General features: G+C 66.4%; 25 protein-coding genes and 1 pseudogene. 11 read left to right on the top strand and 15 right to left on the bottom strand.

Annotated features, from left to right (window positions below; genetic code table 11):
- Positions 1 to 7: 7 nt before the first annotated feature.
- Together KTC28_RS05930 and KTC28_RS05925 are read right to left on the bottom strand one after the other, a co-directional pair.
- A complete protein-coding gene (locus KTC28_RS05930; RefSeq protein ID WP_216709491.1) occupies positions 8 to 3,118 on the bottom strand; it encodes an efflux RND transporter permease subunit in 3,111 nt (1,036 codons plus the stop codon).
- Entirely contained in the window at positions 3,115 to 4,218 is a 1,104-nt protein-coding gene (locus KTC28_RS05925) for an efflux RND transporter periplasmic adaptor subunit (RefSeq protein ID WP_216709492.1), read from the bottom strand. Before KTC28_RS05925 ends, KTC28_RS05930 begins: the two co-directional genes overlap by 4 nt.
- 195 nt (positions 4,219 to 4,413) lie before the next feature.
- Here KTC28_RS05925 and KTC28_RS05920 point away from each other — a divergent pair, with 195 nt between their 5' ends.
- Complete coding sequence (locus KTC28_RS05920) at positions 4,414 to 4,728, top strand: hypothetical protein (RefSeq protein ID WP_216709493.1); 315 nt, start codon at positions 4,414 to 4,416, stop codon at positions 4,726 to 4,728.
- Positions 4,729 to 4,764: 36 nt separating this feature from the next.
- Here the strand turns inward: KTC28_RS05920 and KTC28_RS05915 are convergent, their stop codons facing one another.
- Positions 4,765 to 5,046 (bottom strand): DUF427 domain-containing protein, encoded by a 282-nt coding sequence (locus tag KTC28_RS05915; RefSeq protein WP_216709494.1) that lies wholly within the window; start codon positions 5,044 to 5,046, stop codon positions 4,765 to 4,767.
- Between the two features lie 84 nt (positions 5,047 to 5,130).
- Here KTC28_RS05915 and KTC28_RS05910 point away from each other — a divergent pair, with 84 nt between their 5' ends.
- The 3 genes from KTC28_RS05910 to KTC28_RS05900 all read left to right on the top strand — a co-directional run bounded on the left by KTC28_RS05910 (position 5,131) and on the right by KTC28_RS05900 (position 9,840).
- Positions 5,131 to 6,159 carry a quinone-dependent dihydroorotate dehydrogenase gene (locus tag KTC28_RS05910; RefSeq protein WP_255602417.1) on the top strand — a complete coding sequence of 343 codons (1,029 nt, stop codon included), beginning with the start codon at positions 5,131 to 5,133 and terminating at the stop codon, positions 6,157 to 6,159.
- Between the two features lie 49 nt (positions 6,160 to 6,208).
- Positions 6,209 to 7,897, top strand: coding sequence for a gamma-glutamyltransferase (gene ggt / locus KTC28_RS05905; RefSeq protein ID WP_255602309.1), 1,689 nt, complete (start codon positions 6,209 to 6,211; stop codon positions 7,895 to 7,897).
- A gap of 113 nt (positions 7,898 to 8,010) precedes the next feature.
- Complete coding sequence (locus KTC28_RS05900; RefSeq protein WP_216709496.1) at positions 8,011 to 9,840, top strand: AMP-dependent synthetase/ligase; 1,830 nt, start codon at positions 8,011 to 8,013, stop codon at positions 9,838 to 9,840.
- Positions 9,841 to 9,844: 4 nt separating this feature from the next.
- Here the strand turns inward: KTC28_RS05900 and KTC28_RS05895 are convergent, their stop codons facing one another.
- From KTC28_RS05895 to KTC28_RS05860, 8 genes are all read right to left on the bottom strand, one after another.
- Positions 9,845 to 10,153 (bottom strand): 4Fe-4S binding protein, encoded by a 309-nt coding sequence (locus tag KTC28_RS05895; protein WP_216709497.1) that lies wholly within the window; start codon positions 10,151 to 10,153, stop codon positions 9,845 to 9,847.
- Positions 10,150 to 10,431, bottom strand: a complete 282-nt coding sequence (locus tag KTC28_RS05890) for a DUF2218 domain-containing protein (protein ID WP_216709498.1) — start codon at positions 10,429 to 10,431, stop codon at positions 10,150 to 10,152. Before KTC28_RS05890 ends, KTC28_RS05895 begins: the two co-directional genes overlap by 4 nt.
- 3 nt (positions 10,432 to 10,434) lie before the next feature.
- A complete protein-coding gene (locus tag KTC28_RS05885) occupies positions 10,435 to 10,959 on the bottom strand; it encodes a PadR family transcriptional regulator (protein WP_216709499.1) in 525 nt (174 codons plus the stop codon).
- 675 nt (positions 10,960 to 11,634) lie between these two features.
- Complete coding sequence (locus KTC28_RS05880) at positions 11,635 to 12,009, bottom strand: hypothetical protein (protein WP_216709500.1); 375 nt, start codon at positions 12,007 to 12,009, stop codon at positions 11,635 to 11,637.
- A 45-nt stretch (positions 12,010 to 12,054) separates the two neighbouring features.
- On the bottom strand, positions 12,055 to 12,774 hold the full coding sequence (gloB, locus tag KTC28_RS05875; RefSeq protein WP_216709501.1) for a hydroxyacylglutathione hydrolase: 720 nt from the start codon (positions 12,772 to 12,774) through the stop codon (positions 12,055 to 12,057).
- Positions 12,771 to 13,187: a VOC family protein gene (locus tag KTC28_RS05870; protein ID WP_216709502.1), complete on the bottom strand. Its 417-nt coding sequence runs from the start codon at positions 13,185 to 13,187 to the stop codon at positions 12,771 to 12,773. The genes gloB and KTC28_RS05870 overlap by 4 nt, the downstream gene beginning before the upstream one ends.
- Before the next feature lie 58 nt (positions 13,188 to 13,245).
- Complete coding sequence (locus tag KTC28_RS05865) at positions 13,246 to 13,992, bottom strand: tetratricopeptide repeat protein (RefSeq protein ID WP_216709503.1); 747 nt, start codon at positions 13,990 to 13,992, stop codon at positions 13,246 to 13,248.
- On the bottom strand, positions 13,993 to 14,727 hold the full coding sequence (locus KTC28_RS05860) for an alpha/beta fold hydrolase (RefSeq protein ID WP_216709504.1): 735 nt from the start codon (positions 14,725 to 14,727) through the stop codon (positions 13,993 to 13,995).
- Between the two features lie 1,489 nt (positions 14,728 to 16,216).
- Between KTC28_RS05860 and KTC28_RS23455 the strand changes: the two are divergent.
- Positions 16,217 to 16,312: pseudogene (locus KTC28_RS23455) on the top strand (PEPxxWA-CTERM sorting domain-containing protein); the annotation flags it as partial.
- A gap of 21 nt (positions 16,313 to 16,333) precedes the next feature.
- Here KTC28_RS23455 and KTC28_RS05850 read toward each other — a convergent pair.
- Positions 16,334 to 17,428, bottom strand: a complete 1,095-nt coding sequence (locus KTC28_RS05850) for an NAD(P)-dependent alcohol dehydrogenase (RefSeq protein ID WP_216709505.1) — start codon at positions 17,426 to 17,428, stop codon at positions 16,334 to 16,336.
- A 112-nt stretch (positions 17,429 to 17,540) separates the two neighbouring features.
- Here KTC28_RS05850 and thrS point away from each other — a divergent pair, with 112 nt between their 5' ends.
- Positions 17,541 to 19,556 (top strand): threonine--tRNA ligase, encoded by a 2,016-nt coding sequence (thrS, locus tag KTC28_RS05845; RefSeq protein ID WP_439650122.1) that lies wholly within the window; start codon positions 17,541 to 17,543, stop codon positions 19,554 to 19,556.
- Positions 19,557 to 19,618: 62 nt separating this feature from the next.
- Here thrS and KTC28_RS05840 read toward each other — a convergent pair whose 3' ends face one another.
- The gene (locus KTC28_RS05840) at positions 19,619 to 20,443 is read right to left on the bottom strand and encodes an L-dopachrome tautomerase-related protein (RefSeq protein ID WP_255602305.1); all 825 of its coding nucleotides are present in this window, start codon (positions 20,441 to 20,443) and stop codon (positions 19,619 to 19,621) included.
- Positions 20,444 to 21,121: 678 nt separating this feature from the next.
- Here KTC28_RS05840 and KTC28_RS05835 point away from each other — a divergent pair.
- From KTC28_RS05835 to KTC28_RS05825, 3 genes are read left to right on the top strand one after another with little or no spacing between them, the layout of a single operon-like run.
- The gene (locus KTC28_RS05835; protein ID WP_216709507.1) at positions 21,122 to 21,304 is read left to right on the top strand and encodes a hypothetical protein; all 183 of its coding nucleotides are present in this window, start codon (positions 21,122 to 21,124) and stop codon (positions 21,302 to 21,304) included.
- A gap of 24 nt (positions 21,305 to 21,328) precedes the next feature.
- On the top strand, positions 21,329 to 21,913 hold the full coding sequence (locus KTC28_RS05830) for a hypothetical protein (protein WP_216709508.1): 585 nt from the start codon (positions 21,329 to 21,331) through the stop codon (positions 21,911 to 21,913).
- Positions 21,914 to 21,958: 45 nt separating this feature from the next.
- Complete coding sequence (locus KTC28_RS05825; RefSeq protein WP_216709509.1) at positions 21,959 to 22,840, top strand: IS1 family transposase; 882 nt, start codon at positions 21,959 to 21,961, stop codon at positions 22,838 to 22,840.
- On the opposite strand, the gene KTC28_RS05820 is transcribed toward KTC28_RS05825, so the two are convergent.
- Together KTC28_RS05820 and KTC28_RS05815 are read right to left on the bottom strand one after the other, a co-directional pair.
- Positions 22,810 to 23,022, bottom strand: a complete 213-nt coding sequence (locus tag KTC28_RS05820) for a hypothetical protein (RefSeq protein WP_216709510.1) — start codon at positions 23,020 to 23,022, stop codon at positions 22,810 to 22,812. The genes KTC28_RS05825 and KTC28_RS05820 overlap by 31 nt on opposite strands.
- 337 nt (positions 23,023 to 23,359) lie before the next feature.
- Positions 23,360 to 23,659 (bottom strand): hypothetical protein, encoded by a 300-nt coding sequence (locus KTC28_RS05815; RefSeq protein ID WP_216709511.1) that lies wholly within the window; start codon positions 23,657 to 23,659, stop codon positions 23,360 to 23,362.
- A gap of 149 nt (positions 23,660 to 23,808) precedes the next feature.
- Here KTC28_RS05815 and hisB point away from each other — a divergent pair, with 149 nt between their 5' ends.
- On the top strand, positions 23,809 to 24,438 hold the full coding sequence (hisB, locus tag KTC28_RS05810; RefSeq protein ID WP_216709512.1) for an imidazoleglycerol-phosphate dehydratase HisB: 630 nt from the start codon (positions 23,809 to 23,811) through the stop codon (positions 24,436 to 24,438).
- Entirely contained in the window at positions 24,431 to 25,075 is a 645-nt protein-coding gene (gene hisH / locus KTC28_RS05805) for an imidazole glycerol phosphate synthase subunit HisH (RefSeq protein ID WP_216709513.1), read from the top strand. The genes hisB and hisH overlap by 8 nt, the downstream gene beginning before the upstream one ends.
- The last annotated feature ends 4 nt before the right edge of the window (positions 25,076 to 25,079 follow it).

Here is a 25,079-nt window from a genome sequence, read left to right as displayed (position 1 = left end):
TCGCACATCATTCGGCAGCAAGGCGCACCGCTGGCTCGTCGAGCGGCAGTTCGGGCTGCGCCGCCAGCCGCCGCGCGCGTCGCCGCTCGCCGGCCGATTCGATGCTCAGGTAGACGACCGGAGTGATGAATAATGTCAGCACCTGGCTGACCATCAGCCCGCCGAGGACCGCAACGCCCAACGGCTGGCGCAGTTCGGCCCCCGCGCCGAGGCCGAGCGCAAGCGGCAGCGCCCCGGCGATCGCGGCGAAGGTCGTCATCATGATCGGGCGGAAGCGCGTCGTCGCCGCTGCGCGGATCGCCACCGCCGGGGTCCAGCCGTGCGCGCGCTGCCCGGCGAGCGCAAAGTCGATCATCATGATCGCGTTCTTCTTGACGATGCCGATCAGCATGACGACGCCGATGATGCCGATGACGTCCAGCGGCATGTGGAAGATCGCCAGCGCCGCGACCGCGCCGATGCCGGCGGCAGGCAGCCCCGACAGGATCGTGATCGGGTGGATGAAGCTTTCGTACAGCACGCCGAGGACGATGTAGATCACCAGTACCGCCGCGAGGAACAGCCAGCCCATACCGGCTGTCGACGCCTCGAACGCCTGTGCATTGCCCTGGAACGACCCCTCGATCGTCGACGGCATGCCCATCTCGGCCTCGGCGGCGTCGATCCGCGTCTTGGCCTGGCTCAGCGCGGTGCCCGGGGTCAGGTTGAAGCTGATCGTCACCGCGGGCAGCTGGCTTTGATGGTTGATCGACAGCGGCGCGCCCTCGATCACGACGCGGGTCACCGCCGACAGCGGCACCGTCGCCCCGGTGTCGCCGCGAACGTAGAGCGTGTTGATGCTGTCGGGGGTCATCTGCTCGTTGGCGGCGATCTCGAGGATCACCTGATAGCTGTCGACGTCGGTGTAGATCGTCGAGATCTGCCGCGTCCCAAAGCTCGAATATAGCGTGTCGCGGATCGCCTGAACGGGCACGCCGAGGCGCGAGGCGGCGTCGCGGTCGATGATCACGCGCGCCTGCCGCGCCCCGCGCTGGAGGTCGGAATTGACGTCCTCGAACCCCGGGGTCGCGCGCATCCGTGCCTCGAACGCCTGGCCGAAAGCGAACAGCGCGGTCTGGTCGACCGATTGGAGCGTGTATTGGAAGTTGGTCGAGCTCGGCCGCGCGCCGAGCGTCAGATTCTGCGGGATGTTCGGCGAGGCGAGGACGCCGGGAATGCCCGACAGCGCCTTGCGCAGCCGCGTCTGGACGACCTCGGCCGAATCGCGCTCGCTCCGCGGCTTCATCGGCGCGAAGATCCGTCCCGCGCCGCCGCCGGTGCCGGTGAACGAATTGACCCGGAGGATCGCGGAGTCGGCGAGGATGATCTTGGCGATCATGTCCTGCTTCGCCTGGAGCGTCGGGTAGGCGGCGTCAGGCGCGACCTCGACACCGACGAACATGTTGCCGGTGTCCTCGGTCGGGAAGAAGCCCTTAGGGATCGCGCCGAAACCCCAGATCGCGACGACGATCGACGCCAATGTCAGCCCGAGGACGATCCGCCGCCGCGCCAGCACCCAATCGAGCGCGCGGGCATAGCCGCGCTGCGCCCGGTCGAAGTTGCGCGTCGACCAGCGCGCAATCCGCCCCGGCTTCTCGTCGCCCTCGCGCAGGACCCGCGACGCGATCATCGGCGCGAGCGTCAGCGCGATCACCGCCGACACCGCGATCGCAATCGTCATCGTCACCGCGAACTCACGGAACAGCCGCCCGATGACGCCGCCCATGAACAGCAGCGGAATGAACACCGCGACGAGGCTGACCGAGATCGAGACGACGGTGAAGGCGATTTCCTTGGTGCCCGTCACCGCCGCCTCGCGCGGTTTCTCGCCATGCTCGACGTGGCGGACGATGTTCTCGAGGACGACGATCGCGTCGTCGACGACGAAGCCGGTCGCGAGCGTCAGTGCGAGCAGGCTGAGGTTGTCGAGGCTGAACCCGGCGAGAAACATGCCCGCGAAGGTACCGATCGCCGCGACCGGCAGGACGATCGCCGGGATCAGCGTCGCGCGCAGGTCGCCGAGGACGAGGTAGATCACCAGCACGACGAGCAGCGCGGTGCCGACCAATGTCGTCTGCGCGTCGGCGACCGAATGGCGGATCGACTGCGAGCGGTCGACGATGATGTCGAAATGCGCGTTCGCCGGCAGGCTCTCGCGGATCGATGGCAGCAGCGCCTCGACGCGGTCGGCCATCGCGACGACGTTCGCCCCCGGCTGGCGCTTGATCCCCATCGCGAGTCCCGGGTTACCGTTGAACTTCGCCGCGCCGCGCAGATTCTCGATCGAATCGATCGAGGTGGCAATGTCGCCGAGGCGGACCGGCAGGCCGTTCTTGTAGGCGATAACGATCGGGGTGAAGTCGGCGGCGTGCTTGAGCGTGCCGGTCGCGTCGAGGATGTAGTTGCGCGGGCCGTTGCCGATCAGCCCGACCGCGGTGTTGCTGTTCGCCGCCGCGACCGCGACGCGAACGTCCTCCGGGGTCAGCCCGCGCGCGCTGAGCTTGGTCGGGTCGAACTGGATGCGGACGGCGAACTTGCGCGCGCCGAAGACGTCGATCTGCGCGACCCCCTCCAGCGTCGACAGCCGCGGGATGATCGTCGTGTCGGCGATCGTCTGGAGGTCGGACAGCCGCATCGTCGGGTCGCGCAGCGCCATCACGAGGATCGACTGGTCGGACGGATTGACCTTCTGGAACGACGGCGGCGTCGTCATCTCGATCGGCAGCTTGCGCGCGACCGCCGACAGCGCCGACTGGACGTCCAACGCGGCGGCGTCGATGTTGCGGTTGAGCGCGAACTGGACGGTGATGCTCGTCGATCCGGTCGATGACGACGACGTGATCTGGTCGATCCCGGCGACGGTCGACAACTGGCGCTCGATCGGCGTCGCCACCGCACTCGCCATCGTCGCCGGGTTCGCCCCGGGCAGGTTGGCGCTGATCTGGATCGTCGGGAAATCGACCTGCGGCAGTGCGGCGACAGGGAGCTGCTGGTAGCCGAAGATGCCCGCCGCGATGATCGCGATCGTCAACAGGATCGTCGCGATCGGCCGGTCGACGAAGGCGCGGATCCAGGTCATGCGGCGGCGTCGCCACTCGCTTTCGCCGGCTTGATCTTGACCTTGTCGCCGTCGCGAAGCTTGGCGAGCGCGTCGGTCACGACGACCGCGCCGGGGCTCAGGCCGCTCGTGAGATACGCCTTGCCGCCGCTGCGCCCGGCCACGACGACCTTGGTCATCGTCGCCGCTCCGGTCGCGGGAACGGTCCAGACGAAGGTGAAGTCGGGGCCGTTCTGGACCGCCGCCTCGGGAACTGCGATCCGCTGCGCGGTGCCGCCAAGCGGGACGTCGATGTCGACCAGCGCACCGGGCCACAACGCATCGCCGGCGTTCCCAAATTCGGCCTTCGCCGCGAGCGAGCCGGTATTGGCGTCGACGCTGTTGTCGAGGAAGACGAGCTTGCCGGTCGCGATCGGCGTCGTGCTGTCGTGGACCCGCGCGACGACCGTCACCGGCCCCGCCGCGAGCGCCGAGCGCAGCGGCTGGATCTGTTCGGGCGGCACGGCGAAACGGACGAGGATCGGCGACAGCTGGTTGACCGTCACGAGCGGCAGGACGTCGGCGGTCCGCACCGTCGCCCCGGTCTTAAAGTTGATCTCCCCGGTCCGCCCGGCGACCGGCGCGCGAACGGTGAGATACGACAATGCGGTCTGCCCGGCCGAGATCGCCGCCGCTGCGCCCCCGATGTTCGCCGCCGCGGTATCGGCCGCCGCCTGCTTCAATTCGATCGTCGCCTTGGTGACAAAGCCGCTGTTGACCAAGGCTTCGCTGCGCTTGAGGTCGGCGGCGGCCTGGAGGCGGGTGGCCGCCGCGCTCGCCATCGCCGCGCGGTTCTGCTCGAGCCCGGCGCGAACCGCACGGTCGTCGAGGCGGAACAGCGGCTGTCCGGCGCGGACGGTCTGGCCCTCGCGGAACAGGACGGCGGTGACCTGGCCGTCGACCCGCGTCCGGACTGCGACCGATTGCAGCGGGGTGACGGTACCGAGGACCGTGAGGCGCGGCGAATAATCGGTGAGCGCTGCCGTCTCGGTCGCGACCGTCAGCGCCGCTTTCGGCTTCGGCGGAGCCGTCCCGCTGCAACCCGCGACAAGCATCAGTAGGAGGATCGGCCTGGGGGTCATGGTCCTGCGGGGTCGATGCCAAATGCAAGTGAGATAAGCGCCGCTGCGACATCGCACGTCACGCGGCGGCGTCAACCGATAAGTCATGACAATAATACGATTGCAGGACGGCCCGGCGTGCCGAAACGCCGCACAACCAACCTCCGCATCATCGGTTGAGCCGCAGCCATCCCGGCCAATTCAGGAGCTTGACCCATGCCTGCCCGTTTCGCCGCAACCGAGCACGCCTTCGAAAAGGGCGTCGACAGCATTACCCCCGCCGCCGCGATCAAGCTGATCGACGACTGGGAAGTCAGCCTGAAGGACGCCGACATTCCCGGCGCCAAGGGCATCGTTCGCGATCTCGAAGCGCTCAAGAAGGCGCTCCATGCCGACCAGCCCGACGGCGAGAAGATCAAGACGCTCGTCGGCAAGCTCGCCGAAGAGACGACCAAGATCGCCGGCCATGCGACGCCAGCGACCAAGGACAAGGTCGCCGGACTCGGGAAGACGCTCGCGTCGGTGAAGTAAAGGTCCGGACCGGGGGCGGAGGAAGCCGCCCCCGGTTCAGCTGACCTTGACGCCCTTCCAGAAGGCGACGCGGCCCTTGATTTCGGCTGCGGCCGCCTTCGGTTCGGCATAATACCAAGCGGCATCGACATTGGTCTTGCCGGCAGCATTTACCGAATGATATTCGGCGGTCCCCTTCCACGGGCAGATGCTGGTTGTCTTGGTCGGCGACAGAATGCCCGGCGCGACCGACTGAATCGGGAAATAATGGTTGTTCTCGACGACCACGGTGTCGTTCGATTCCGCGATGACCGTGTCGTTCCAGACTGCCTTGACCATGTCGATCCTCCGAGCGTTGGCCTCCAATATAAGGTGCGTGCGCCCGCATACATCGCCGCGACGGTTGGCCCCACGCGCGTTGCCGTGCATGGTGGCGCGGTGTTCGACCTGATCCGCCCCGCGCTTTTCCGCATCGACCCAGAACGTGCGCACGAATTGACGATCACGGCGCTCGAATGGGGACTTGGCCCGCGCGATCGCCGCGACGACCCGCTGCTTGCGACGATCATCGCCGGTCTCGCGCTGCCGAACCCGGTTGGGCTGGCAGCCGGGTTCGACAAGGACGCGCGGGTGCCCGGCGCGATGCTGCGACTGGGCTTCGGCTTCGTCGAGGTCGGAACCGTCACCCCGCGCCCGCAAGTCGGCAACGCCAAGCCGCGCATCTTCCGCCTCGTCGCCGACAAAGCGGTGATCAATCGGCTGGGCTTCAATAACGGCGGCGTCGCGGCAGCGGTCGCGCGGCTCGGGGCGAAGCGTCCGACGGGCGTGATCGGCCTCAACATCGGTGCGAACAAGGACAGCGTCGACCGCATCGCCGACTATGTTGCCGGGACGATCGCGGTCCGCGACGTCGCCGATTACATCACCGTCAACATCTCGTCGCCGAATACGCCGGGGCTGCGCGGCCTGCAGGACCCCGGCGAACTCACCGCCTTGATCGCCGCCGTGCTCGGCGAGGCGCGCCGCGTACCGGTGTTCGTCAAGGTTGCGCCCGATCTCGACCCCGACGAGATCGACGGCATCGCCCGCGTCGCGCTCGACGGCAAGGTCGCCGGGCTCATCGTGTCGAACACGACGCTCGCGCGTCCGGGCATCGCGAGCCCCGAGGCCGGCGGCTTGTCGGGCGCGCCGCTGTTCGCCCCGTCGACCGAAATCCTCCGCGTCTTCGCCCGCGCTACCGGCAAGGCGTTGCCGCTGATCGGCGCGGGCGGAGTCGCGACGGGGGCGCACGCTTACGCCAAGCTCCGCGCCGGGGCGAGCGCGGTCCAGCTTTACACTGGGCTGGTCTATGGCGGCCCGGGGATCGTCGGGCGAATCAAGATCGACCTTGCAAACCTCCTTCGCCGCGACGGCTTTGCCGCAGTCGCCGATGTGGTGGGGTTGGACGCTTGATCGCGCGCCCGGCGTCGATATGGTTGCGCAAGGATAGCAGGGAATTCCGGTGAAGCATTTCGTCTCGGCGCTGGCACTGTTCGCGCTCGTTCCAGCGGTTACCGCTGCCAAGGCCCCCGCCGCGCCGCAGGCGATGGTCTCCGCCGCCGACCCGCGCGCCGCTGCCGCCGGGATCACGATGCTCAAGGCGGGGGGCAATGCGATGGATGCGATCGCGGCGACGCTGCTCGCGCTGACCGTCGTCGAGCCGCAATCGTCTGGCATCGGCGGCGGCGGCTTCCTCGTCTATCAGCCGGTCGGCAGTTCGACCCCCGCGACCTTCGACGGACGCGAGAAGGCCCCGGCGTCGGCGACCGACAAGCTGTTCCTCCTGCCCGACGGCACGCCGCAGCCATACCGCGAGGCGATTCCCGGCGGACGCAGCGTGGGGGTTCCCGGCAACGTCGCGATGATCAAGCTGGCGCACGATAAATACGGCAAGCTACCGTGGGCAAAGCTGTTCGAACCCGCGATCGCCCTCGCGCGCGGCGGCTATGACATCACCCCGCGGATGGCGAGCGCGATCGCCGAGCGGGCGAAGACACTCGCGCGCACCCCCGACGCCGCCGCATTGTTCCTCCACGCCGACCTGACGCCGAAGACTGCGGGCGAGCATATCGTCAACGAACGCCTCGCAAAGACCTTCGAGGCGATCGCCGCGAACGGACCCGATGCCTTCTACAAGGGTCCGGTCGCGGCGGCGGTCGTCGCCGCGGTGACGTTGGCCCCGACGAACAAGTCGAACATGACGATGGCCGACATGGCGGCGTATCGCGCCAAGGCGCGGGCGCCGGTGTGCGGCGCGTACCGCAGCTACCGCGTCTGCTCGATGGGGCCGCCGTCGGCGGGCGGGATCGCCGTCGTTGCGATGCTCGGCCAGCTCGAAGGCTTCGACATGGCCAAGCTCGGCAAGGACAGCCCGGTCGCGTGGCACTTGTTCGCCGAGAGCGAGCGCCTCGCCTTCGCCGACCGCGCGGCGTACGGCGGCGACGCCGATTTCGTCGAGGTGCCGACCGCCGGGCTGATCTCGCCGGGGTACATCAAGGCGCGCGGCAAGTTGATCAGCGCGACCAAGGCGATGGCCCATGCCGCGCCGGGGACCCCGCCGGGAGCCCCCGTCCGTCACGCGCCGCCGTCGCGTGAGATCCCCGCGACGACCGACTTCGCCGTCGCCGACCGCGCGGGCAATGTCGCGTCGCTGACCTCGACCGTCGAGGGGGCGTTCGGCTCGTCGCTGGTGGCGAACGGTTTCGTCCTCAACAATGAACTCACCGACTTCGATTTTGCCCCCGAGATCGCCGGGGAGAAGGTCGCCAACCGGGTGCAGGGCGGCAAGCGCCCGCGCTCGTCGATGTCGCCCGCGATCGTCTACGACAAAGCCGGGAAGGTCGTCCTCGTCGTCGGCGCGGCAGGCGGGCCGACGATTCCGGCGCAGGTGGCGAAGGCAATCGTCGGCGTCCTCGACTGGCATCTGAACATCCAGGACGCGATCGCGCTGCCGCTGATTTTCACCAACGACGACACGCTGGTCCTTGAAAAGGGGACGATGCTGGGGGCGATGGAGCCTGCGCTCGTCGCGATGGGGCATAAGACGGTGCAATATCCGCTCGGCCTCAAGGCGAACGGAATCGAACGGATCGCCGGCGGCTGGCGCGGCGGCGCCGATCCGCGCAGCGAAGGCGTCGCGCTGGGGTTATAGGATCACCATGAGCGCCGCCTCAAAGCTGTCATCCCCGCGAACGCGGGGACCCAAGGTCACCGAGATTAGTGACCTTGGGTCCCCGCGTTCGCGGGGATGACATCGGCGTTAGAATGACGACTACTCCCGCCTCCTTCGCCGCGCGCGCGGACGCCGCGACCAACCTCGTCCTGCACTTTTTCGACCAGGCCGACCTCTACGGCGATGAGCCGTTCCTGTGGCACAAGAGCGATGGCGCATGGCGGTCGATCTCGTGGCGCGAGACCGCGCGGCGGATCGCGGCGATGGCGGCGGCGCTCAAGGCGATCGGGATCAAGCGTGGCGACCGCGTCGTCATCGTCAGCGAGAACCGCCCCGAATGGCTGATCGCCGACCATGCGATCATGGCAGCAGGTGCGATCACGGTGCCGACCTATGTCACCAATACCGGCGCCGACCACCTCCACATCCTCGACAACAGCGGCGCGGTCGCGGCGATCGTCTCGACCGCAAAACTTGCCGCGACGCTGATGCCGGCGGTGTTCCGCGCCGAGGCGTGCCGCATCGTCATCGGCATCGAGGCGCTGCGGATCGGCCAGGAGTCGGGGACCGCGCTCTTCGACTGGGCGGCGCTGATCGCGAGCCAGCCCGGCGACGTTGCGGCGGTCCGCGCCGGAATCACTGCCGGGCGCCCTGACCTCGCCTGCCTGATCTATACCAGCGGTACCGGCGGCGTGCCGCGTGGGGTCAAGCAGCACCACGGCGCGATCCTGCAGAACGTCGCCGCCGCGAGCAGCATCATCGAGACCGACTTTCCACTCCCCGCCGACGGCGCACGCGATTCGTTCCTGTCGTTCCTGCCGCTCAGCCACGCCTACGAACACACCTGCGGGCAGTTCGTCGCGATCGGGCTCGGCGCGTCGATCCATTATGCCGAGGGGCTCGAAAAGCTCGCGGCGAACATGGAGGAGGTCCGCCCGACGATCATGGTGGTCGTGCCGCGGCTGTTCGAGGTGCTCCGCGCGCGAATCTGCAAGCAGGTCGAAAAGCAGGGCGGCACCGCGATCACTTTGCTCAACAATGCGCTGCGGCTCGGGCGCAAACGCTACGACCGCGGCGGCACGCTCCCGCTGCTCGATCGCCCGCTCGACGCGATCCTCGACGCGACGATCCGCAAGCGGGTGCAGGGGCGCTTCGGCGGGCGGTTGAAGACTTTGGTGTCGGGCGGCGCGCCGCTCAACCCCGACGTCGGGCTGTTCTTCGCCTCATTGGGCGTGTCGGTGTGCCAAGGGTACGGCCAGACCGAGGCGGGGCCGCTGATCGCGTGCAACCGCCCGCGCGCACGGATCAAGATGAACACCGTCGGGCCGCCGCTCGCGGGGGTCGAATTGAAGATCGCGGCCGACGGGGAGATCCTCGTCCGTGGCGAACTGGTGATGGACGGCTATTGGATGAACGATGTCGAGAGCCATCGCGCGCTCCAGGACGGCTGGCTGCTGACCGGCGACATCGGCAAGATCGACGCCGACGGGCATCTCGTCATCACCGACCGCAAGAAGGACATTCTCGTCAACGACAAGGGCGACAATATCTCACCCGCGCGGGTCGAGGGGATGCTGACGCTCCAGCCCGAAATCCTCCAGGCGATGGTCCACGGCGACCGGCGGCCGTATCTGGTCGGGGTCGTCGTCGCCGATCCCGAATGGGCGATCGGCTGGGCGCGCGACATGGGCATGCCGGGCGACGTCGCGAAGCTCCACGCCGAACCCGAATTCGCCCGCGCGCTGATGGCGGCGGTCGACCGGGTCAACGCCCGCGTCGCGACGGTCGAAAAGGTCCGCCGGGTGATCGTCGCCGATGCGCCGTTCTCGGTCGAGAACGCGCAGATGACGCCGTCGCTGAAGATTCGGCGGCATGCGATCGAGGCGGTCTACGGGGAAAAGCTCGATCGGTTGTACAGCTAAGGCATCAGCCCATTTCGGCGACGAGGCGCGTCAGGCTGATTGCTTTTTCCGGACATGCGGCGACGCAGAGCCCGCAACCGTGACACTGGTTGGGGTTGACGACGAAGCCTTGCTCGCCGCCGTGGACCCAGACTTTCAGGCGCGCCACGAGCGGAAGGGCACGACGCTCGCTGGCGTCGAGCTTGCGGACCACGAAGACGTCATACGGACAGACGACGACGCAATCCGCCTTGCCCTCGCATCGCGTTGCGTCGATTCGCGGCGCAAGGACGCCGGGCGGTTGCTTGCATCCCGCGTCCTTGCCGGCGATCATGCCCGCACCCAGTCGGCCTTCAGCTCCTCGCGAAAGGCAAACCGCTGGAGGTGTTCGATCACCACCCCCTCCATCCGGTCAAACACCGCCGCATCGGGGGCGGTGAGCGTCAGGGTCAATGCCTCGGGGCTGGCCGCGAGGTGAAGCACCGACGTCGGGAACGGGATCGTCCCGGCGGCGGGGTCGAAGCTGACCTCGAACTTATGGCTCCAGTGCTTGCACAGTTGCTGGAGATACTTCGACCCATTCGCGGTCGGGATCGTCGCGACGCTGTCCATGGGCTAGCTCCGCTCGATTTCTGCGGCAGCGGCATCGAGCGCCGCCGCGATCTTCGCCGCCGCGCTGTCGTCGACCCCGCCGCGGCCGAGCCGAAGCTTGAGCGCGAAACGAAGGTTGGCCATCGCGCGAAGGATGCGTGGGCCAAAGTCGGGGCCGCTGCCGGCGTCTTCGATCTTGGCGAAAATCGCGTCGACCGTCGCCTGGTTTTCGGCGAGGTTGGCGGTGCCGGCGTCGGTGATCGTATACTGGCGCTTGCTGCCCTCGGTGGTTTCCGAGGTGGCGAAACCGAGCTCCTCGAGCATCGTTAGCGTCGGGTAGACGACGCCGGGCGACGGCGCATACGCCCCGCCGAGGCGACTCTCGATCTCCCGGATGATCTCGTAGCCGTGGCGCGGGGCCTCGGCGATCAGCGCGAGGATCAGCAGGCGAAGGTCGCCGTGCTGGAACATCCGGCCGCCACCCGGGCCGCCGCGTCCGCGCCCGGGTCCGCCGTGACCGTGGCGGCCCATTCCGCGAAAATGCATCATTCGTTCTCCAAAGTTGTGACGGCCATTGCCGCCGTGGTCGTGGTTATGCTCGTGATTGTGATGGTTGAACATCGTATCGAAACTCCATTTTGATCTATCGATATGACCGATATATCTAAATGCGCTCACGATACAATGGCGGCACGAAAATTATTTTGGGATGGCGCGATTGCAAACCCGAGTTCGGAACGCTTAGCAGCGCCAATCAGCCGACGCTCAGCCCGACCTCGGTGCTGCAGACGCAATCATCTATTCGTCTCAAAAGTACCCCAACAGCCGCGGCAGCGAGCATCGTCGCTGGGCACCGCACCAACATTGACCACGATGCGACGTCAATGATAGGCCACGGGAAAGGAACGGATTTTGGATACAAATACGCGCAAGAAAGTGGCCAGGATCGCACTTGTAGTGCTCGTCTGTGCTGTTGTGCTGCGCGTGCTGTTGTTCTTGCTCATGCGCAGCTGAAGACGGCGAATTGGCTGGCTCGCGACGTGCGCCGTCGGGCTGCTCTATCCGCTCGGCCTGGTGCCGCTCCGCCTCGGGCCGCTCGGCAGCCTGGCCTCGGTCGGCTGGACCGGCCTAGTATTCCTTGCTCGCGCTGCCTGCCTGGTGGCTCGTCCGGACGTTGCGCGATCCTAGTTGGCGCGCTGCCGCTTAAGGCCCATCGTCGCCGGATTATTTGTGCGGCGGGAGTTCGTACGGGGTGAAGGGGCCGAAGGTGCAGGCACCGTAGCCGATCCGGCTTGTCGGGTCGAAGACCTGGAAGATGTCGCCTTGGCAGATTCCCGATGTGTATTCGCGGGTGACGATCGAGCGGTCGGGGTTGAGCGCGCCGCACGCGGGCGCGATGTCGTTGCGGTAGTATTTGTGGCCGCGCATCTCAAAGACGATCACGCTCTGGTTGACCAACGTCTGGCCAACGATCTCGCGCGAGCGGAGGCAGTTGATCGCCGGGCCGGTGGCGTGGCCCGACAGCATTCGCGCGGTATCGACGGCAGCGGTCGCGGGAACTGCGGCAAGCACGGCGAGCAGCGGCAAGATCAGGCGCATTTTCGGTCTCCCTTGACGATCAACGCACCAACCTGCGCCCCGGTGTCAGCGGAACGCATCCTTCGCTCCGCGGCGGGTCGCGAACTCGGCGACCGAGCGTGCGCGGGTGAACGGATTGGTCGCGCGTTCAAGCCCGATCGTCGACGGCACCGTCGGCTTCCCCGCCGCGCGCGCCGCGTCGATGTCGATCACGCGGCTGGCGAGCGCGGTATTTGCGGGCTCGACGGTGACCGCAAAGCGCGCATTCGACTGGGTATATTCGTGCGCGCAATAGACAAGCGTATCGTCGGGCAGCGCCATCAGCTTGGCCAAGCTGACCGACATCTGCGCCGGCGTCCCCTCGAACAGCCGCCCGCAGCCGAGCGCGAACAGCGTGTCGCCGCAGAACAGGACGCCCGCATCCGCAAAGTAATACGCATTATGCCCGGCGGTATGGCCGGGGACGTCGATCACACGGCCCGTCACCGAGCCGACCTGCACCGTGTCGCCCTCGGCGACCGCGCGGTCGATGCCGGGAATCTTCGCCGCCTCGCCTGCAGGGCCGGTGATCCGGCACCCGGTCGCGGCCTTGATCGCCAAATTGCCGCCGGTGTGGTCGGGGTGCCAGTGGGTGTTCAATATCTGCGTGATCGTCCAGCCGCGCGCTTCTGCCGCCGTGAGAACCGGCTCCGCGACCGCGGGGTCGATCACGACGGTCTCGTCGCCGTCGTGCACGAGATAGACGTAATTGTCGTTGAGCACCGCGATCTGGACGATTTCCATCACCAGACGCCGGTGTTCGGCATCGACGCCCACGGCTCGGCAGGGGGCTTGGCGCCGCCCGCCTGGAGGAGTTCGACCGAGATGCCGTCGGGTGAGCGGACGAACGCCATGTGGCCGTCGCGCGGCGGACGGTTGATCGTCACGCCGCCGTCGGCGAGCCGCGCGCAGGTGTCGTAGATGTCGTCGACGGCGTAGGCGAGGTGTCCGAAATTGCGCCCGCCGGTATAATCCTCGGGGTCCCAATTATGGGTCAATTCGACCTGCGCGGCGCTGTCGCCCGGCGCGGCGAGGAAGACGAGGGTGAAACGCCCGCGCTCGTTGTCGATCCGCTTGATCTCCGCGAGCCCGAGCAATTTGTAGAAAGCGAGGCTGGCGTCGATGTCGGTAACGCGGACCATCGTGTGGAGATATTTCATTCGGCGGCTCCTTGGCGGATGCTCCGAATATAGGTCAGCCGGGCGAGCGCGCCAGCTTCTACGACGGATTCAGCGCGAGCGACTTCGCCGCAGCGGCCGCGGCTTCCGACCCCGGTGCGCCGTCGACGACCTTCTTCCACTCGGCCCGCGCGAGGTCGGTGCGGCCCTGCGCCCCGGCAATATTGCCCGCTTCGAGCGCGACGTCGGGGTCGGTCGGCTCGCGCTTCGCGGCTTCGAGGATCGCCCTTTCGGCAGCAGGCAGGTCCTTCAACCGGCGCTCGAGCGTCGCCAGCAGCAGCCAGCCGGGGACCGCCGACGGGTCGAGCGACGTCGCCCGGGTCAGGTCGGACCGTGCCTCGGTGGTGCGGTTCGCGTCGACCAAAGCGCGCGACCGGTCGGTCAGCAGCGCCGCGAGCCGCGTCGGCTCCGAGCCCGCGACCGCGATCCCCGAGGCGAAGTCGCTGATCGCGGTCGAATTCTGCTTCGCCAGCATCGCGGCGTTGCCCGCCTGCCCCCACAGGTCGGCGGCGTGCGGATCATTCTCGGCTTCGGCGGCCTGTGCCGCCCCGGCGAGCGTCGTCGCCGCGCCGGCGAAGTCGCCCTTTTGCCCCTGTGCGAGCGCGAGGCAGTGGCGCGCCGGCACTCCGCCGCCCGCACCGCGCCACTGCGTCGCCTTGTCGATCGCCTGCGCCGGATCGCTCTGCGCGAGGGCAAGGCATTCGCGGTAGCGCTGCGCCTCGAGCGGCGGCCGGGCGGGCGCGGCGGCCACGAGGGTGACGAGCATCAACGGGAGCAGCGCGCGCATTCAGGCCTCCAGGGCGTCGAGTGTCGCGCTCAGAAGGGCAAGATCCTGCGGCCGCGACAGGCGGTGGTCACCGTCCTTGATCAGAGTCACCTGCACGTTCGATGAACGCAAGGCGGAAGCGACGTCGAGGCTAAGATGCCACGGCACGTCGGGGTCGGCCTGCCCGTGGAGCAGGCGGACCCGGCAATCGATCGCGATTTCACCGCCGAGGACGCGGCTGACGGCTCCTTCGGCGATCAGCCCGGCGTAGTAGCGGTACGGCGCCCCATAGAGGCTGGCACGTGCCACGAAGCCGTCGCGGGCGATCGCGGCGTCGTCGGCAGCGCTCAGGTCGAGCCCCCAGTCGGTGAAATCGGGTGCTCCCGCGATCGTCACCACTGCCGCGACCGTTTCGGGCCGGGCGAGCGCGATCCGCAGTGCGATCCACGCCCCCATCGACGAGCCGACGAGGACCACCGTCCCGGGCGAGACCGCGTCGATCACCGCGAGCGCGTCGTCGGCCCAGCGCGAGATCGTGCCGTCGGCGAAGTCGCCCCCACTCGCCCCGCACCCCGAATAGTCGAGGCGCAGAAAGCCCCTCCCCCGTCGCTCCGCCCAGACCGCCAGCGCCTCGGCCTTGCTCCCGCTCATGTCGGACATATAGCCGGGGAGGAAGACGACCGTCGGCCCCGCGCCGGGCTGCCAGCGATAGGCGAGCGCGACGCCGTCGTGGTCGAGGGTGTCGGGAGGCGTCATCGCCTTATCCTTAGTCGCGAGACAGCCGCGGTGAAACTCCCACAGCACTGACGCAAAACCGTCATGCGCGGCTGTTAACGCCGAGGTAACTGCGATCGGGCATCGGTCGCGCCAAGGGGACGCCGCCATGACGACGATCAAGTTCACCGCCCTGCTGCTCTGCGCCGCCGCGACGCTGACCGCGAGCGCCGACGCGCTGACCTTCACCAAGGGGCGCTTGGTGGTCGCGGTCGAAGGCAATGGCGTCGTCGGCGCGACCGGCACCTACGCCGACAACGCCGCCGCGCCGCTGTCGCTTTTCGAATATGCGCACACCGGGACGACGAGCGCGGCGTACACCGGCAAGCTCGTCCTGCCGCAGACGACCATCGGCAAGAACTCGGCGATTTCGGGCGAATACGGCTCGTCGTCGGAGGCGCTGCTCCAGCGCTCGGCCGACGGCAAGTCGCTCGTCATCGCCGGCTACGGGGTCAACGCCGCCGCGTTCAACGCCAACCCGACCGCATACGGCACCGCGGTCAACGACCCGACGAAGCCGACCGCGCTCGGCCAGTCGGGCAGCCTCAAGGGTGCAGGCTACACCCCCGTCGCGCGCGTCATCGCCAGGATCGGCACCAACGGCTCGGTCGACACGACCACCGCGCTGTACGGCGTGTTCAACGGCAACAACCCGCGCAGTGTCGCCACCGTCGACGGCAAGTCGTATTATATCTCGGGCCAGGGGCGCAGCGGCGACGCCACCGGCGGCGTGTTCTACGCGACCGGCGGCGCCTCGAGCGCGACGGCGATTACTGGGCTCGACACCAATTCGAAGACGCAGGCGCAGGACACCCGCGACGTCCAGATCGTCGGCGGACAGCTTTACGTCTCGGTCGACAGCAAGTCGGGCAGCGGCAACAACCGCGACTTCGTCGGCACGCTCGGCACCGCGGGCGCGCTGCCGACGACCCTCGCCAACGGCGGCAACGGCCCGACCAAGCTTGCGGGCTTCGGCAACAGCGGCGGGACCGGCAAGCTGACGCTGACCGCGCAGACGTCGAATGGCGTCAACGCCGTCGGCAAGGAGATCAACCTCAGCCCCGAAAGCTATTTCTTCGCGACGTCGTCGATCATGTACGTAACCGACACCGGCCAGCCGAAGAACAACTCGGCGGCCACCAGCCTCGGCGACGGCGGCTTGCAGAAGTGGGTCAAGGACGGCAGCGGCAACTGGAACCTCGCCTACACGCTGTTCGCCGGTTTGAACCTCGTCGCCAACACCGCGGCATCGGGAACGACCGGACTGTTCGGCCTGGCGGGCGAAGTCGACGGCAGCCTCGTCAACCTTTACGCGACGAATTATATCATCGGCGACCTCGGCGCGACGTATATCTACGGCATCACCGACGTGTTGTCGGCGACAACCCGCCCGACCGGCGCCGCCACCGAGACCTTCGTCAAGCTCGCCACCGCCCCCGACAATTCGAAGTTCCAGGGCATCGCGCTCGCCCCGGTTCCCGAGCCCGCCAGCTGGGCGTTGATGATCACCGGCTTCGCTTTCGTCGGCGTCAGCGCCCGTCGTCGGCGGACCGCCGTCGCCGCCTAGTGCGGCAACGGCGGCGCGGCATCAGTCGTCGTCGCGATCGAGCGTCGCGAGGTCGATCACGTACCGAAAGCGAACGTCACCATCGATGACGGCCTTGTAGGCGTCGTTGATCTTGTCGATCGCGATGACTTCGATGTCGGGACCGATGTGGTGTTCGGCGCAGAAGTCGAGAATTTCCTGCGTGTCGGCAAGATTGCCGATCAGCGAGCCCGCGACCGAGCGGCGGTGGAACGCGACTTCGCTGTTGTCGACCCCCTTGATCGGTTCGAGTGCGCCGCAGATCGTCAGCGTCTTGTCGCGCTTGAGCAGCTTCACGAACGGGTTGATGTCGTGCTTCTCGGGGATCGTCGAGAGGATGAAGTCGAAGCTCGACTTGAGCGATGTCATCGTCTTGGTGTCGTCCTCGAGGACCCCGGTCACGCCGATCCGCTTGGCCTCGTCGAGCTTGTCCTTGGTCGTGGTGAAAACGGTGACGTCGGCCCCCATCGCCTTGGCGATCTTCGCCGCCATGTCGCCGAGCCCGCCGAAACCGACGATACCGACCTTGTCGCCCGCCTTGACCCCCCAATGCTTCATCGGGGAATAGGTCGTGACGCCCGCGCACAGGATCGGCGCGGCAACTTCAGGCTGCAGCCCCGCCGGAATCTTGAGCGCGAAATCGGCGGGCACGACGACGATGTTCGAATAGCCGCCGAACGTATTGTCGCGGCCATAATGATTTTTGCCGTCGTCGGCCTTGGCCTTGGGCACCATCGGCCCGTTGTACGTCGCGAGCCAGCTGTTCGGCCCTTCGCAATAATTCTCGTCGCCGGTGCGGCACGGCTCACAGGTCCGGCAGCTGTCGATCATGCAGCCGACTCCGACCATGTCGCCGACCGCGTGGCGCGTCACGTCGCCGCCGACTTTGGTCACGCGTCCGACGATTTCGTGTCCCGGCAGGCACGGGTAGACGGTGTTCGACCATTCGTCCTTCACCTGGTGAATGTCCGAATGGCAGACGCCGCAGAAGATGACCGCGATCTCGACCTCGTTCGCCTTCGCTTCCTCGCGCTCGAATTCGTAGCGCTTCAGCTTGCTGTAGCTGTGCTTGGCGGCGTAGCCGACGGCCTTGATCATGGTCTGCTCCGGTGATGGTGAGGATGCCGGGCAAACGCGAGTGGTCCGCTTCGGGTCCGTCGTGGTTGACTTGGCTTGGCGCATTCCTACGGTGCGCGGCGCTATGACCCAGATGATCCGCCTGACCCTGCCCGATGGTTCCGTTCGCGAAGTTTCGCGCGGGACTACGGGTGCCGACGTCGCCGCGAGCATCGGTCCGGGACTCGCCAAGGCGGCGATCGCGGCACGGGTCGACGGCACGCTGGTCGACCTGTCGCGGCCGATCGAGGGCGATGCATCGCTCGCGCTCGTCACGTCGAAGGACGAGGGCGTAGCGCTCGACCTCGCGCGGCACGATTACGCCCACGTCCTCGCCGAGGCGGTCCAGCACCTGTTCCCGGGGACGCAGATCACCTTTGGCCCATCGACCGACGACGGCTTCTACTATGACTTCGCGCCCAAGGATCGTCCGTTTACCGAGGACGACCTGCCCGCGATCGAGGCCGAGATGCGCCGGATCATCGGGCGCAACGAGCCGCTGGTGCGCGAAGAATGGGAGCGCGACCGCCTCGTCGCGCACTTCGCCGCGCACGGCGAGACCTTCAAGGCCGAATGGGCAGCCGAACTCCCCGACGGCGAGCCGCTGACGATCTACCGCGCCGGGTCGGGCGACGACGCGTGGCTCGACCTGTGCCGCGGGCCGCATCTGCCGTCGACGGGGAAGCTCGACCCGAACGCGTTCAAGCTGACGCGGGTGTCGGGCGCTTACTGGCGCGGCGACCAGGCGAACGCGATGCTCAGCCGCATCTACGGCACCGGCTGGCTCAACAAGAAGCAGCTCGATGCTCATATGCTGCGGCTCGAGGAAGCGGCAAAACGCGACCACCGCCGGATCGGCGCGGAGATGGACCTGTTCCACCTCCAGTCCGAGGCACAGGGTAGCGTCTTCTGGCACCCCAAGGGCTATCTGCTATGGCGCGCGCTCGAAGCGTATATGCGCCGCCGCCTCGATGCCGCCGGCTATCTCGAGGTCAAGACGCCGCAGCTGATGGACGCCCGCCAGTGGGAGGCGTCGGGACATTGGGGCAAGTATCGCGAGAACATGTTCGTCGTGCCGGACGAGGTTCCCGGGACGAACGAGGAAGGCCCGGTCCTGACCGGCGAGGGCGACCTGATGGCCTTGAAGCCGATGAACTGCCCGGCGCACGTCCTAATCTTCCGCCAGGGAATCAAGTCGTACCGTGACCTGCCGCTGCGTCTCGCCGAATTCGGCTGCTGCCATCGGAACGAGCCGCACGGCGCGCTTCACGGCATCATGCGCGTCCGCCAGTTCACCCAGGACGACGCGCACATCTTCTGCCGCGACGACCAGATCGTCGACGAGGTTCGGCGTTTCTGCGACCTGCTCGACATCGTCTACAAGGACCTTGGCTTCGACACCTACGCCGTCAAGCTGGCGCTGCGCCCCGAAAAGCGCTTCGGCAGCGAGGAGATGTGGGACCGCGCCGAGAACGACCTGCGCGAGGCGGTCCGCCTCGCCGGGCGGCAGGGGCCGGAATACGGCTGGGAGGAACTCCCGGGCGAAGGCGCCTTTTATTCGCCTAAGCTCGAATTCCATCTGACCGACGCGATCGGCCGGACGTGGCAGTGCGGCACGATCCAGCTCGACTATGTTTTGCCCGAGCGCCTTGACGCGAGCTATGTCGGCGAGGACGGCGCGCGCCACCAGCCGGTCATGCTCCACCGCGCGATCCTCGGCACGTTCGAACGCTTCATCGGCATCCTGATCGAGCACCATGCCGGGCGCTTCCCGTTGTGGCTCGCGCCGGTGCAGGCAGTCGTCGCGACGATCGTGTCCGACGCCGATGGCTATGCCGAAACCGTTTCGGCGGCGCTGGCCAAAGCAGGGCTGCGCGTCGACACCGACCTCCGCAACGAGAAGATCAATTACAAGGTCCGCGAGCACAGCCTCGCGCATGTCCCGTACATGCTCGTTCTCGGCCGGCGGGAGGCCGAGGAGGGCACCGTTGCGCTCCGCCCACTCGGCGGCGGTGAGCAGCGCGTGCTGCCGCTGGCGGAAGCGGTCGCGCTGCTGGCGGGCGAGGCTGTCCCGCCGGATTTGCGAGCCCAGCCGACGACGCTCGTATAAGCGAGCGTCGCCGGACAAGCCCCGCTCGACTGTGCCGCAAGCTTTCGCCGACGGCGGTCAGCCTAGCGTCCCGGCTGGAAACTGAACAACGCAGTGGGGAGTGATGCCGGTGCGCCCGGCTTGAACCACGACGTGTCCTGGATGTGCGAAGCGGTGACGTAGATCGTCCCGTCGGGCGCTTCCGACATCGTGTCAGGCCAGCGTAGTCGCGGATCACTGACGACCGTCTCCAGCGACTTTCCGGTCCAGCGCTTGACCGAATTGTCCATCGGCGACGTCACGTAGAGCACGCCCGCCCGGCTCATCCACAGACCATCGGCGACCGTCGTCGTGCCAACCGTCCGCACCGCCGCGGCAACGTCGCCAGCAGGCACGCCCTTGGCCAGCTTGCTCGTCGCGATCGAGTAGAGCGTCCGTCCGGTCAGCGCCTGCCAGTATAAGGTCGCGCCGTCGTTCGACAGGGCGATGCCGTCGGCGGCGAATGCCGGCTGGCGGCCATCGGGGCGACGCAGCGGCTTGCCGTCGACCTTGACGACGACATCCTTCTCGACCTGGGTCGACGGGTGACCATCGAGCACGCGGAACGAGTCGCCGGTCGCGAGATCGACGACGATGATTGCGCCGCGCGTCCCTGAGTCGGTGATGTACCCAGTCTTGCCGTCGGGACTGAAGCGAATGTCGTTGAGATAGCTGCCCTGCAGGACGACCGACTCGGCGAACTTGATGACCTTGACCACCTTGTTCGTCGCGAGATCGATGCGGACCAGCTTCGGACCGCCCGGCAAGATCTTCTCGTTGCCGGGCGCGGCCGGGTCGAGAACCCAGAGCGAGCCGCGACCGTCGGCAACGATCGACTGGACGCAGACGAAGTAATCGCCAACCGGCATCTCGTTCTGCTTAGCGTTGCGCCACGAATTCCATTTCGCGTCGGGGTAGGGCCGCAGCTTGTTGCCGGGAAGAACCTCGGCGACGGATATCGGCGCGTCATCGGTCCAGCGGGTAGTGTCTCAGTTTGAATTTTCCGGCGAAAAATCCGGGCATAATCCGCCGGAAATTCCGTCCCCCACGGGCGGCAACGGATTCGCCCGCATTCGAGCGGCAGAGTTGTTTATGGGGCATGATGCCCCATATAAGCAGGGAACAAAGCACCGTAAAAAGCTCTATGACGAGTAAGTGCGGTGCAGCGCACATACTCGTACATTCAGGATGGGTCAATGATAGGGGCTTTAAAAAGTTAACGGGACGATGTTGACAAGCCGATCAAAACTACCCGCCTATAAGGGGCGATGACCGCACGGTCATCGCTTCGGATAACGTTATCAGGACAAGGAGGTCCGCCATGCCAACCGGCCCTCAGGGTCAGAAACGACCCGCCGACGCAATCGGCCTAGCCGTGCTCGTCGGCAAAATAGCCACAGGGGAAGCCGATGACCCTGCGGTATCGCCCGTATCCGGAGTAAAGCCATATTCCGCTAGTCCCATTGCGCGGAAAGCAGAGCCGAACTCGGAAAGATTTATTCAAACGATTTAGGGTCGCTACCACGGCCCGCAAAGGAGCCCCTACCATGAGCGAACTAAGCCTCTTGAAGAAAGAGCTGTTCGGTGATGCGACCACTGCTATTTCGGATATCAAGTTTTACCCTGGCGAAAATTCCCAAGCTTCCATAGAGGAAATTGCCGGCTATACGCGAGCAGCACTCGCCGATATTCGTAGTGGCACGGCACGTGACATTGATCTGTCTTTTTAAACTGTAATAATAAAGGGTGGACATTTGCCGTACCGGCGATTGTATAAAAATCGACAAGAAGCAAATTCAGATTATCAGCCCAGACAATGGTATGTAAACGATGCCAAAGAACTAAGCTGGGTTGCTGATATAGCAATAAAAGCTTCAGCCGCGATGCCCGTAAATGGGCTTCGCGGCTTTATTGTGCGTCATCATGCTGAACCCAGTGTGTTGCGCCATAAGTACACTATCGTCGTGGCGGAAGGAGTAGATGAAACCGTAAAGTATATGGAGCGATTTATTGTAATCAAAGAATTGATGCATTGCTACTTCGAGATCGACGACCGGAGTTCAACCGACACTGAAATTATCTTAGATCAGCATATGCGCCAGTTCTTTGGCCAATCAGCGCGCACACAATCCGTTCACGTTAGAGCCGAGTATACGGCCCTCTGGATGGCGATGGGAGTGCTGTGCCCCGAACGGCGGCGCTTGGAATACCGCCGCAAATTCGAGTCGGGGGAGATCGCATTGGAGGCTATCGCTGAGAGCCTACGTGCGCCAGCCCACATCGTGAGGCGCTTGCTAACCGATCAGTTTGAGGACGAAATCCGCGAGATTTTAAACTGAACTTTCTATTTGTAACGTCATGAAAAGTTCAGTATGAAATGAGGCATGAACACGCTGCCTCACGCCAAACGCGCCCAAATCCTCGCCATGCTGTGCGAGGGTTCGTCCATGCGGTCGATCAGCCGCGTCGTCGATGTGTCGATCAACACGGTGACGAAGCTTCTCGTTGATGCTGGCGAGGCCTGCCTAGACCTCCACGATGATACCGTGCGGAACGTGAAGGCGTCGCGCATCCAATGCGACGAAATCTGGTCGTTCTGCCACGCCAAGGAAAAGAACGTCGCCAGCGCCAAGGCTGCGCCGGAAGGTGCGGGCGATGTATGGACGTGGACCGCGATCGACGCCGACACGAAGATGATCGTCAGCTACTTTGTCGGCGACCGTTCGGGCCAGTCGGCGATGGTTCTGATGGATGATCTTCGCAGCCGCCTCGCCAATCGCGTTCAGCTCACCACGGACGGTCACCGCGCCTACCTAGAGGCCGTCGAGGGCGCGTTCGGAGGCGACGTGGACTATGCACAGCTTGTGAAGATGTATGGCCCCACAGTCACCGCACCGGGCCGCTACAGCCCCGCCGAATGCACCGGCATCAAGAAGATCACCCGCGAAGGCAATCCGGACGCGAAGTACGTCAGCACGTCGTTCGTCGAGCGCCAGAACCTTACGATGCGTATGTCGATGCGCCGGTTCACTCGGCTGACGAACGGCTTCTCAAAGAAGATCGACAACCACGTCCACGCGCTGGCGCTCTACTTCGTCCACTACAACTTTTGCCGCATTCACAAATCGCTGCGCGTCTCCCCGGCGATGGCCGCTGGCATGACCGATCGGCTGTGGTCGTTTGATGACATCATCGCCAAGATGGACGCAGCCAAGGTTCCGGCTAAGCGCGGCCCCTACAAAAAGCGGGAGGCGATTTCAAAGTGAGACACTACCGTCCAGCGCGGAAAGTTGACGAACGTCCTGCCGTCGGGGGTGACGCTGACGCCGGTCACCTGATGGTCGAAACCGGCGACCTTCGTCAGCCCGCCAGCATCCGACGCACGGGCCACCCCGGCGACCGTGACCGCGAGGGCGGCGGTCGCAAGCAGCGCTGCGGCGCGCTTCATGCCGTCACCGCTGACAAGCGGATACCGGGCTTCGCGCCGCCCAATAGCGGGACGATAACTTCGGCGAATATCTTATGCATAACAGTCCTGCCCGTTGATCGGCCAACGAACAAGCAGAGGTCGGGCGTGTTCCCGGCACGGAGCATGAAAAGACTTGTGCATCGTTCGCCAGGACTGCCGGCATCCATGAGCTTCATGGCATGATCGCTACTGTACGTTACCGCGCCGGCACTTTGTACCTCAGGCCTGCTGGAGCATGGCGAATACAATATGTCGGCGAGCCTCTGCCGGATTTGGACGGATGTTCACGGGCCACCCGGCGGAACCCAACCCGATCTTACCCCGCGACGTGGCGCAGCAACCCGCGCTTGCGCAGCGCAAAGCCGACCATCCCGTATCCCGCGACGAGCAGCAGCCAGACGCGCGGCTCGGGGACGATCTCGAGCGTCGCGAGCGCGGTCGTTGCCGCCGGCGAACGCCGCGATGCGCGTGCTGCGACATCGACGAAGTCCGGGCCGCCGTCGAGCGGCAGCTGATCGAAGTTGATGACCGGCGCCGAAGGGTCGGCGACCGCGACGGCCAGACCCGGTGCGGGGACGGCGAGCAGGACGGCAACTCCGGCGATCGACTTCATCATGGTCAAGCTCCGCAACACGGCACGTCCCCCCGCCAAGCAGTTACGGCGGCGCGCACCAGCGCTTGCGCTCGCGCGGCACCACCGCCAGCGCTTGCCCCGGCGCGCGGCTTGCTCTAGCCCGCAAGGCCCGCCGGAGACCGATCCGCCCCATGACCACCGCCCGCACCGCCACCGTCGCCCGCGCGACCAACGAGACCAGCGTCGACGTCACCGTCAACCTCGACGGCAGCGGCGTGTATACCGTGTCGACCGGCATCGGCTTCCTCGACCACATGCTCGAGCAATTGTCGCGCCATTCGCTGATCGACCTCGACGTGACGGTGAAGGGCGACCTCCACATCGACGCGCACCACACGACGGAAGACAGCGGCATCGCGATCGGCGAGGCGGTGGCCAAGGCGTTGGGCGACCGGCGCGGGATCACCCGCTACGGCGACGCGCTGATCCCGATGGACGAGACGCTGACCCGCGTTGCGCTCGACATTTCGGGACGCCCGTATCTCGTCTGGAAGACCGCGTTCAGCCAGCCGCGATTGGGCGAGATGGACACCGAATTGTTCAAGGAATGGTTCGCCGCCTTCGCCGGGTCGGCGGGGATCACGCTCCACATCGAGACGCTGTACGGCGTCAACAACCACCACATCGTCGAAAGCTGCTTCAAGGGCCTCGCCCGCGCGCTACGGACGGCAGTCAGCCTCGATCCGCGCAAGCTCGATGCGATCCCGTCGACGAAGGGGACGCTGGGCGGTGTCGCCGCGAATCCAGCCCCGCATGGCTGAGCAGGTCGTCGTCATCGATTACGGCGCGGGCAACCTGTGCTCGGTCGATAACGCTCTTCGCGTCGCGGTCGGCACCGACTCGGGCGCGACGGTCAGCGTGTCGAGCGACCCCGACGTCATCGCCCGCGCCGACCGTATCGTTCTCCCCGGCGTCGGCGCGTTCGGCCAGTGCATCGGCGCGCTGCGCAGCGCTTCGGGGATCGAGGATGCGATGACGCAGGCGGTCAAGGGCCGCGGCGTCCCGTTCCTCGGCATCTGCGTCGGGATGCAACTGCTCGCGACCGAGGGCGTCGAGCACGGCAGCCACCGCGGGCTCGACTGGCTCGGCGGCACCGTCGCGCGGATCGTCCCCGACGACGCGGCGCTCAAGGTCCCGCACATGGGGTGGAACACCGTGTCGCTCGACGCCGCCCACCCCGCGCTCGCCGCGCTGACGCCCGACGCGGCGGCATATTTTGTCCACAGCTACGCCTTCGCGGTCGCCGACCCCGCGCACCGCCTCGCGACGACCGATCACGGCGGGTCGATCGCCGCGATCGTCGGGCGCGACAATATCATCGGCGTCCAGTTCCACCCCGAGAAAAGCCAGGCGTACGGCCTCGCCTTTCTCCGCGGCTTCCTCGAGTGGCGACCGTGAACCC

The sequence above is a fragment of the Polymorphobacter megasporae genome, from assembly GCF_018982885.2.
Lineage (GTDB): Bacteria > Pseudomonadota > Alphaproteobacteria > Sphingomonadales > Sphingomonadaceae > Polymorphobacter_B > Polymorphobacter_B megasporae.
This window is presented reverse-complemented; position numbering and strand designations above follow the sequence as displayed.

Bases quoted from the DNA above. Each gene is read 5' to 3' on its own strand.
- KTC28_RS05930 (WP_216709491.1), bottom strand. From the start codon at position 3,118: ATGACCTGGATCCGCGCCTTCGTCGACCGGCCGATCGCGACGATCCTG.
- KTC28_RS05925 (WP_216709492.1), bottom strand. From the start codon at position 4,218: ATGACCCCCAGGCCGATCCTCCTACTGATGCTTGTCGCGGGTTGCAGC.
- KTC28_RS05920 (WP_216709493.1), top strand. From the start codon at position 4,414: ATGCCTGCCCGTTTCGCCGCAACCGAGCACGCCTTCGAAAAGGGCGTC.
- KTC28_RS05915 (WP_216709494.1), bottom strand. From the start codon at position 5,046: ATGGTCAAGGCAGTCTGGAACGACACGGTCATCGCGGAATCGAACGAC.
- KTC28_RS05900 (WP_216709496.1), top strand. From the start codon at position 8,011: ATGACGACTACTCCCGCCTCCTTCGCCGCGCGCGCGGACGCCGCGACC.
- KTC28_RS05895 (WP_216709497.1), bottom strand. From the start codon at position 10,153: ATGATCGCCGGCAAGGACGCGGGATGCAAGCAACCGCCCGGCGTCCTT.
- KTC28_RS05890 (WP_216709498.1), bottom strand. From the start codon at position 10,431: ATGGACAGCGTCGCGACGATCCCGACCGCGAATGGGTCGAAGTATCTC.
- KTC28_RS05885 (WP_216709499.1), bottom strand. From the start codon at position 10,959: ATGATGCATTTTCGCGGAATGGGCCGCCACGGTCACGGCGGACCCGGG.
- KTC28_RS05880 (WP_216709500.1), bottom strand. From the start codon at position 12,009: ATGCGCCTGATCTTGCCGCTGCTCGCCGTGCTTGCCGCAGTTCCCGCG.
- KTC28_RS05870 (WP_216709502.1), bottom strand. From the start codon at position 13,187: ATGAAATATCTCCACACGATGGTCCGCGTTACCGACATCGACGCCAGC.
- KTC28_RS05865 (WP_216709503.1), bottom strand. From the start codon at position 13,992: ATGCGCGCGCTGCTCCCGTTGATGCTCGTCACCCTCGTGGCCGCCGCG.
- KTC28_RS05860 (WP_216709504.1), bottom strand. From the start codon at position 14,727: ATGACGCCTCCCGACACCCTCGACCACGACGGCGTCGCGCTCGCCTAT.
- KTC28_RS05850 (WP_216709505.1), bottom strand. From the start codon at position 17,428: ATGATCAAGGCCGTCGGCTACGCCGCCAAGCACAGCTACAGCAAGCTG.
- thrS (WP_439650122.1), top strand. From the start codon at position 17,541: ATGATCCGCCTGACCCTGCCCGATGGTTCCGTTCGCGAAGTTTCGCGC.
- KTC28_RS05840 (WP_255602305.1), bottom strand. From the start codon at position 20,443: ATGCCGGTTGGCGATTACTTCGTCTGCGTCCAGTCGATCGTTGCCGAC.
- KTC28_RS05835 (WP_216709507.1), top strand. From the start codon at position 21,122: ATGAGCGAACTAAGCCTCTTGAAGAAAGAGCTGTTCGGTGATGCGACC.
- KTC28_RS05825 (WP_216709509.1), top strand. From the start codon at position 21,959: ATGAACACGCTGCCTCACGCCAAACGCGCCCAAATCCTCGCCATGCTG.
- KTC28_RS05820 (WP_216709510.1), bottom strand. From the start codon at position 23,022: ATGAAGCGCGCCGCAGCGCTGCTTGCGACCGCCGCCCTCGCGGTCACG.
- KTC28_RS05815 (WP_216709511.1), bottom strand. From the start codon at position 23,659: ATGATGAAGTCGATCGCCGGAGTTGCCGTCCTGCTCGCCGTCCCCGCA.
- hisB (WP_216709512.1), top strand. From the start codon at position 23,809: ATGACCACCGCCCGCACCGCCACCGTCGCCCGCGCGACCAACGAGACC.
- hisH (WP_216709513.1), top strand. From the start codon at position 24,431: ATGGCTGAGCAGGTCGTCGTCATCGATTACGGCGCGGGCAACCTGTGC.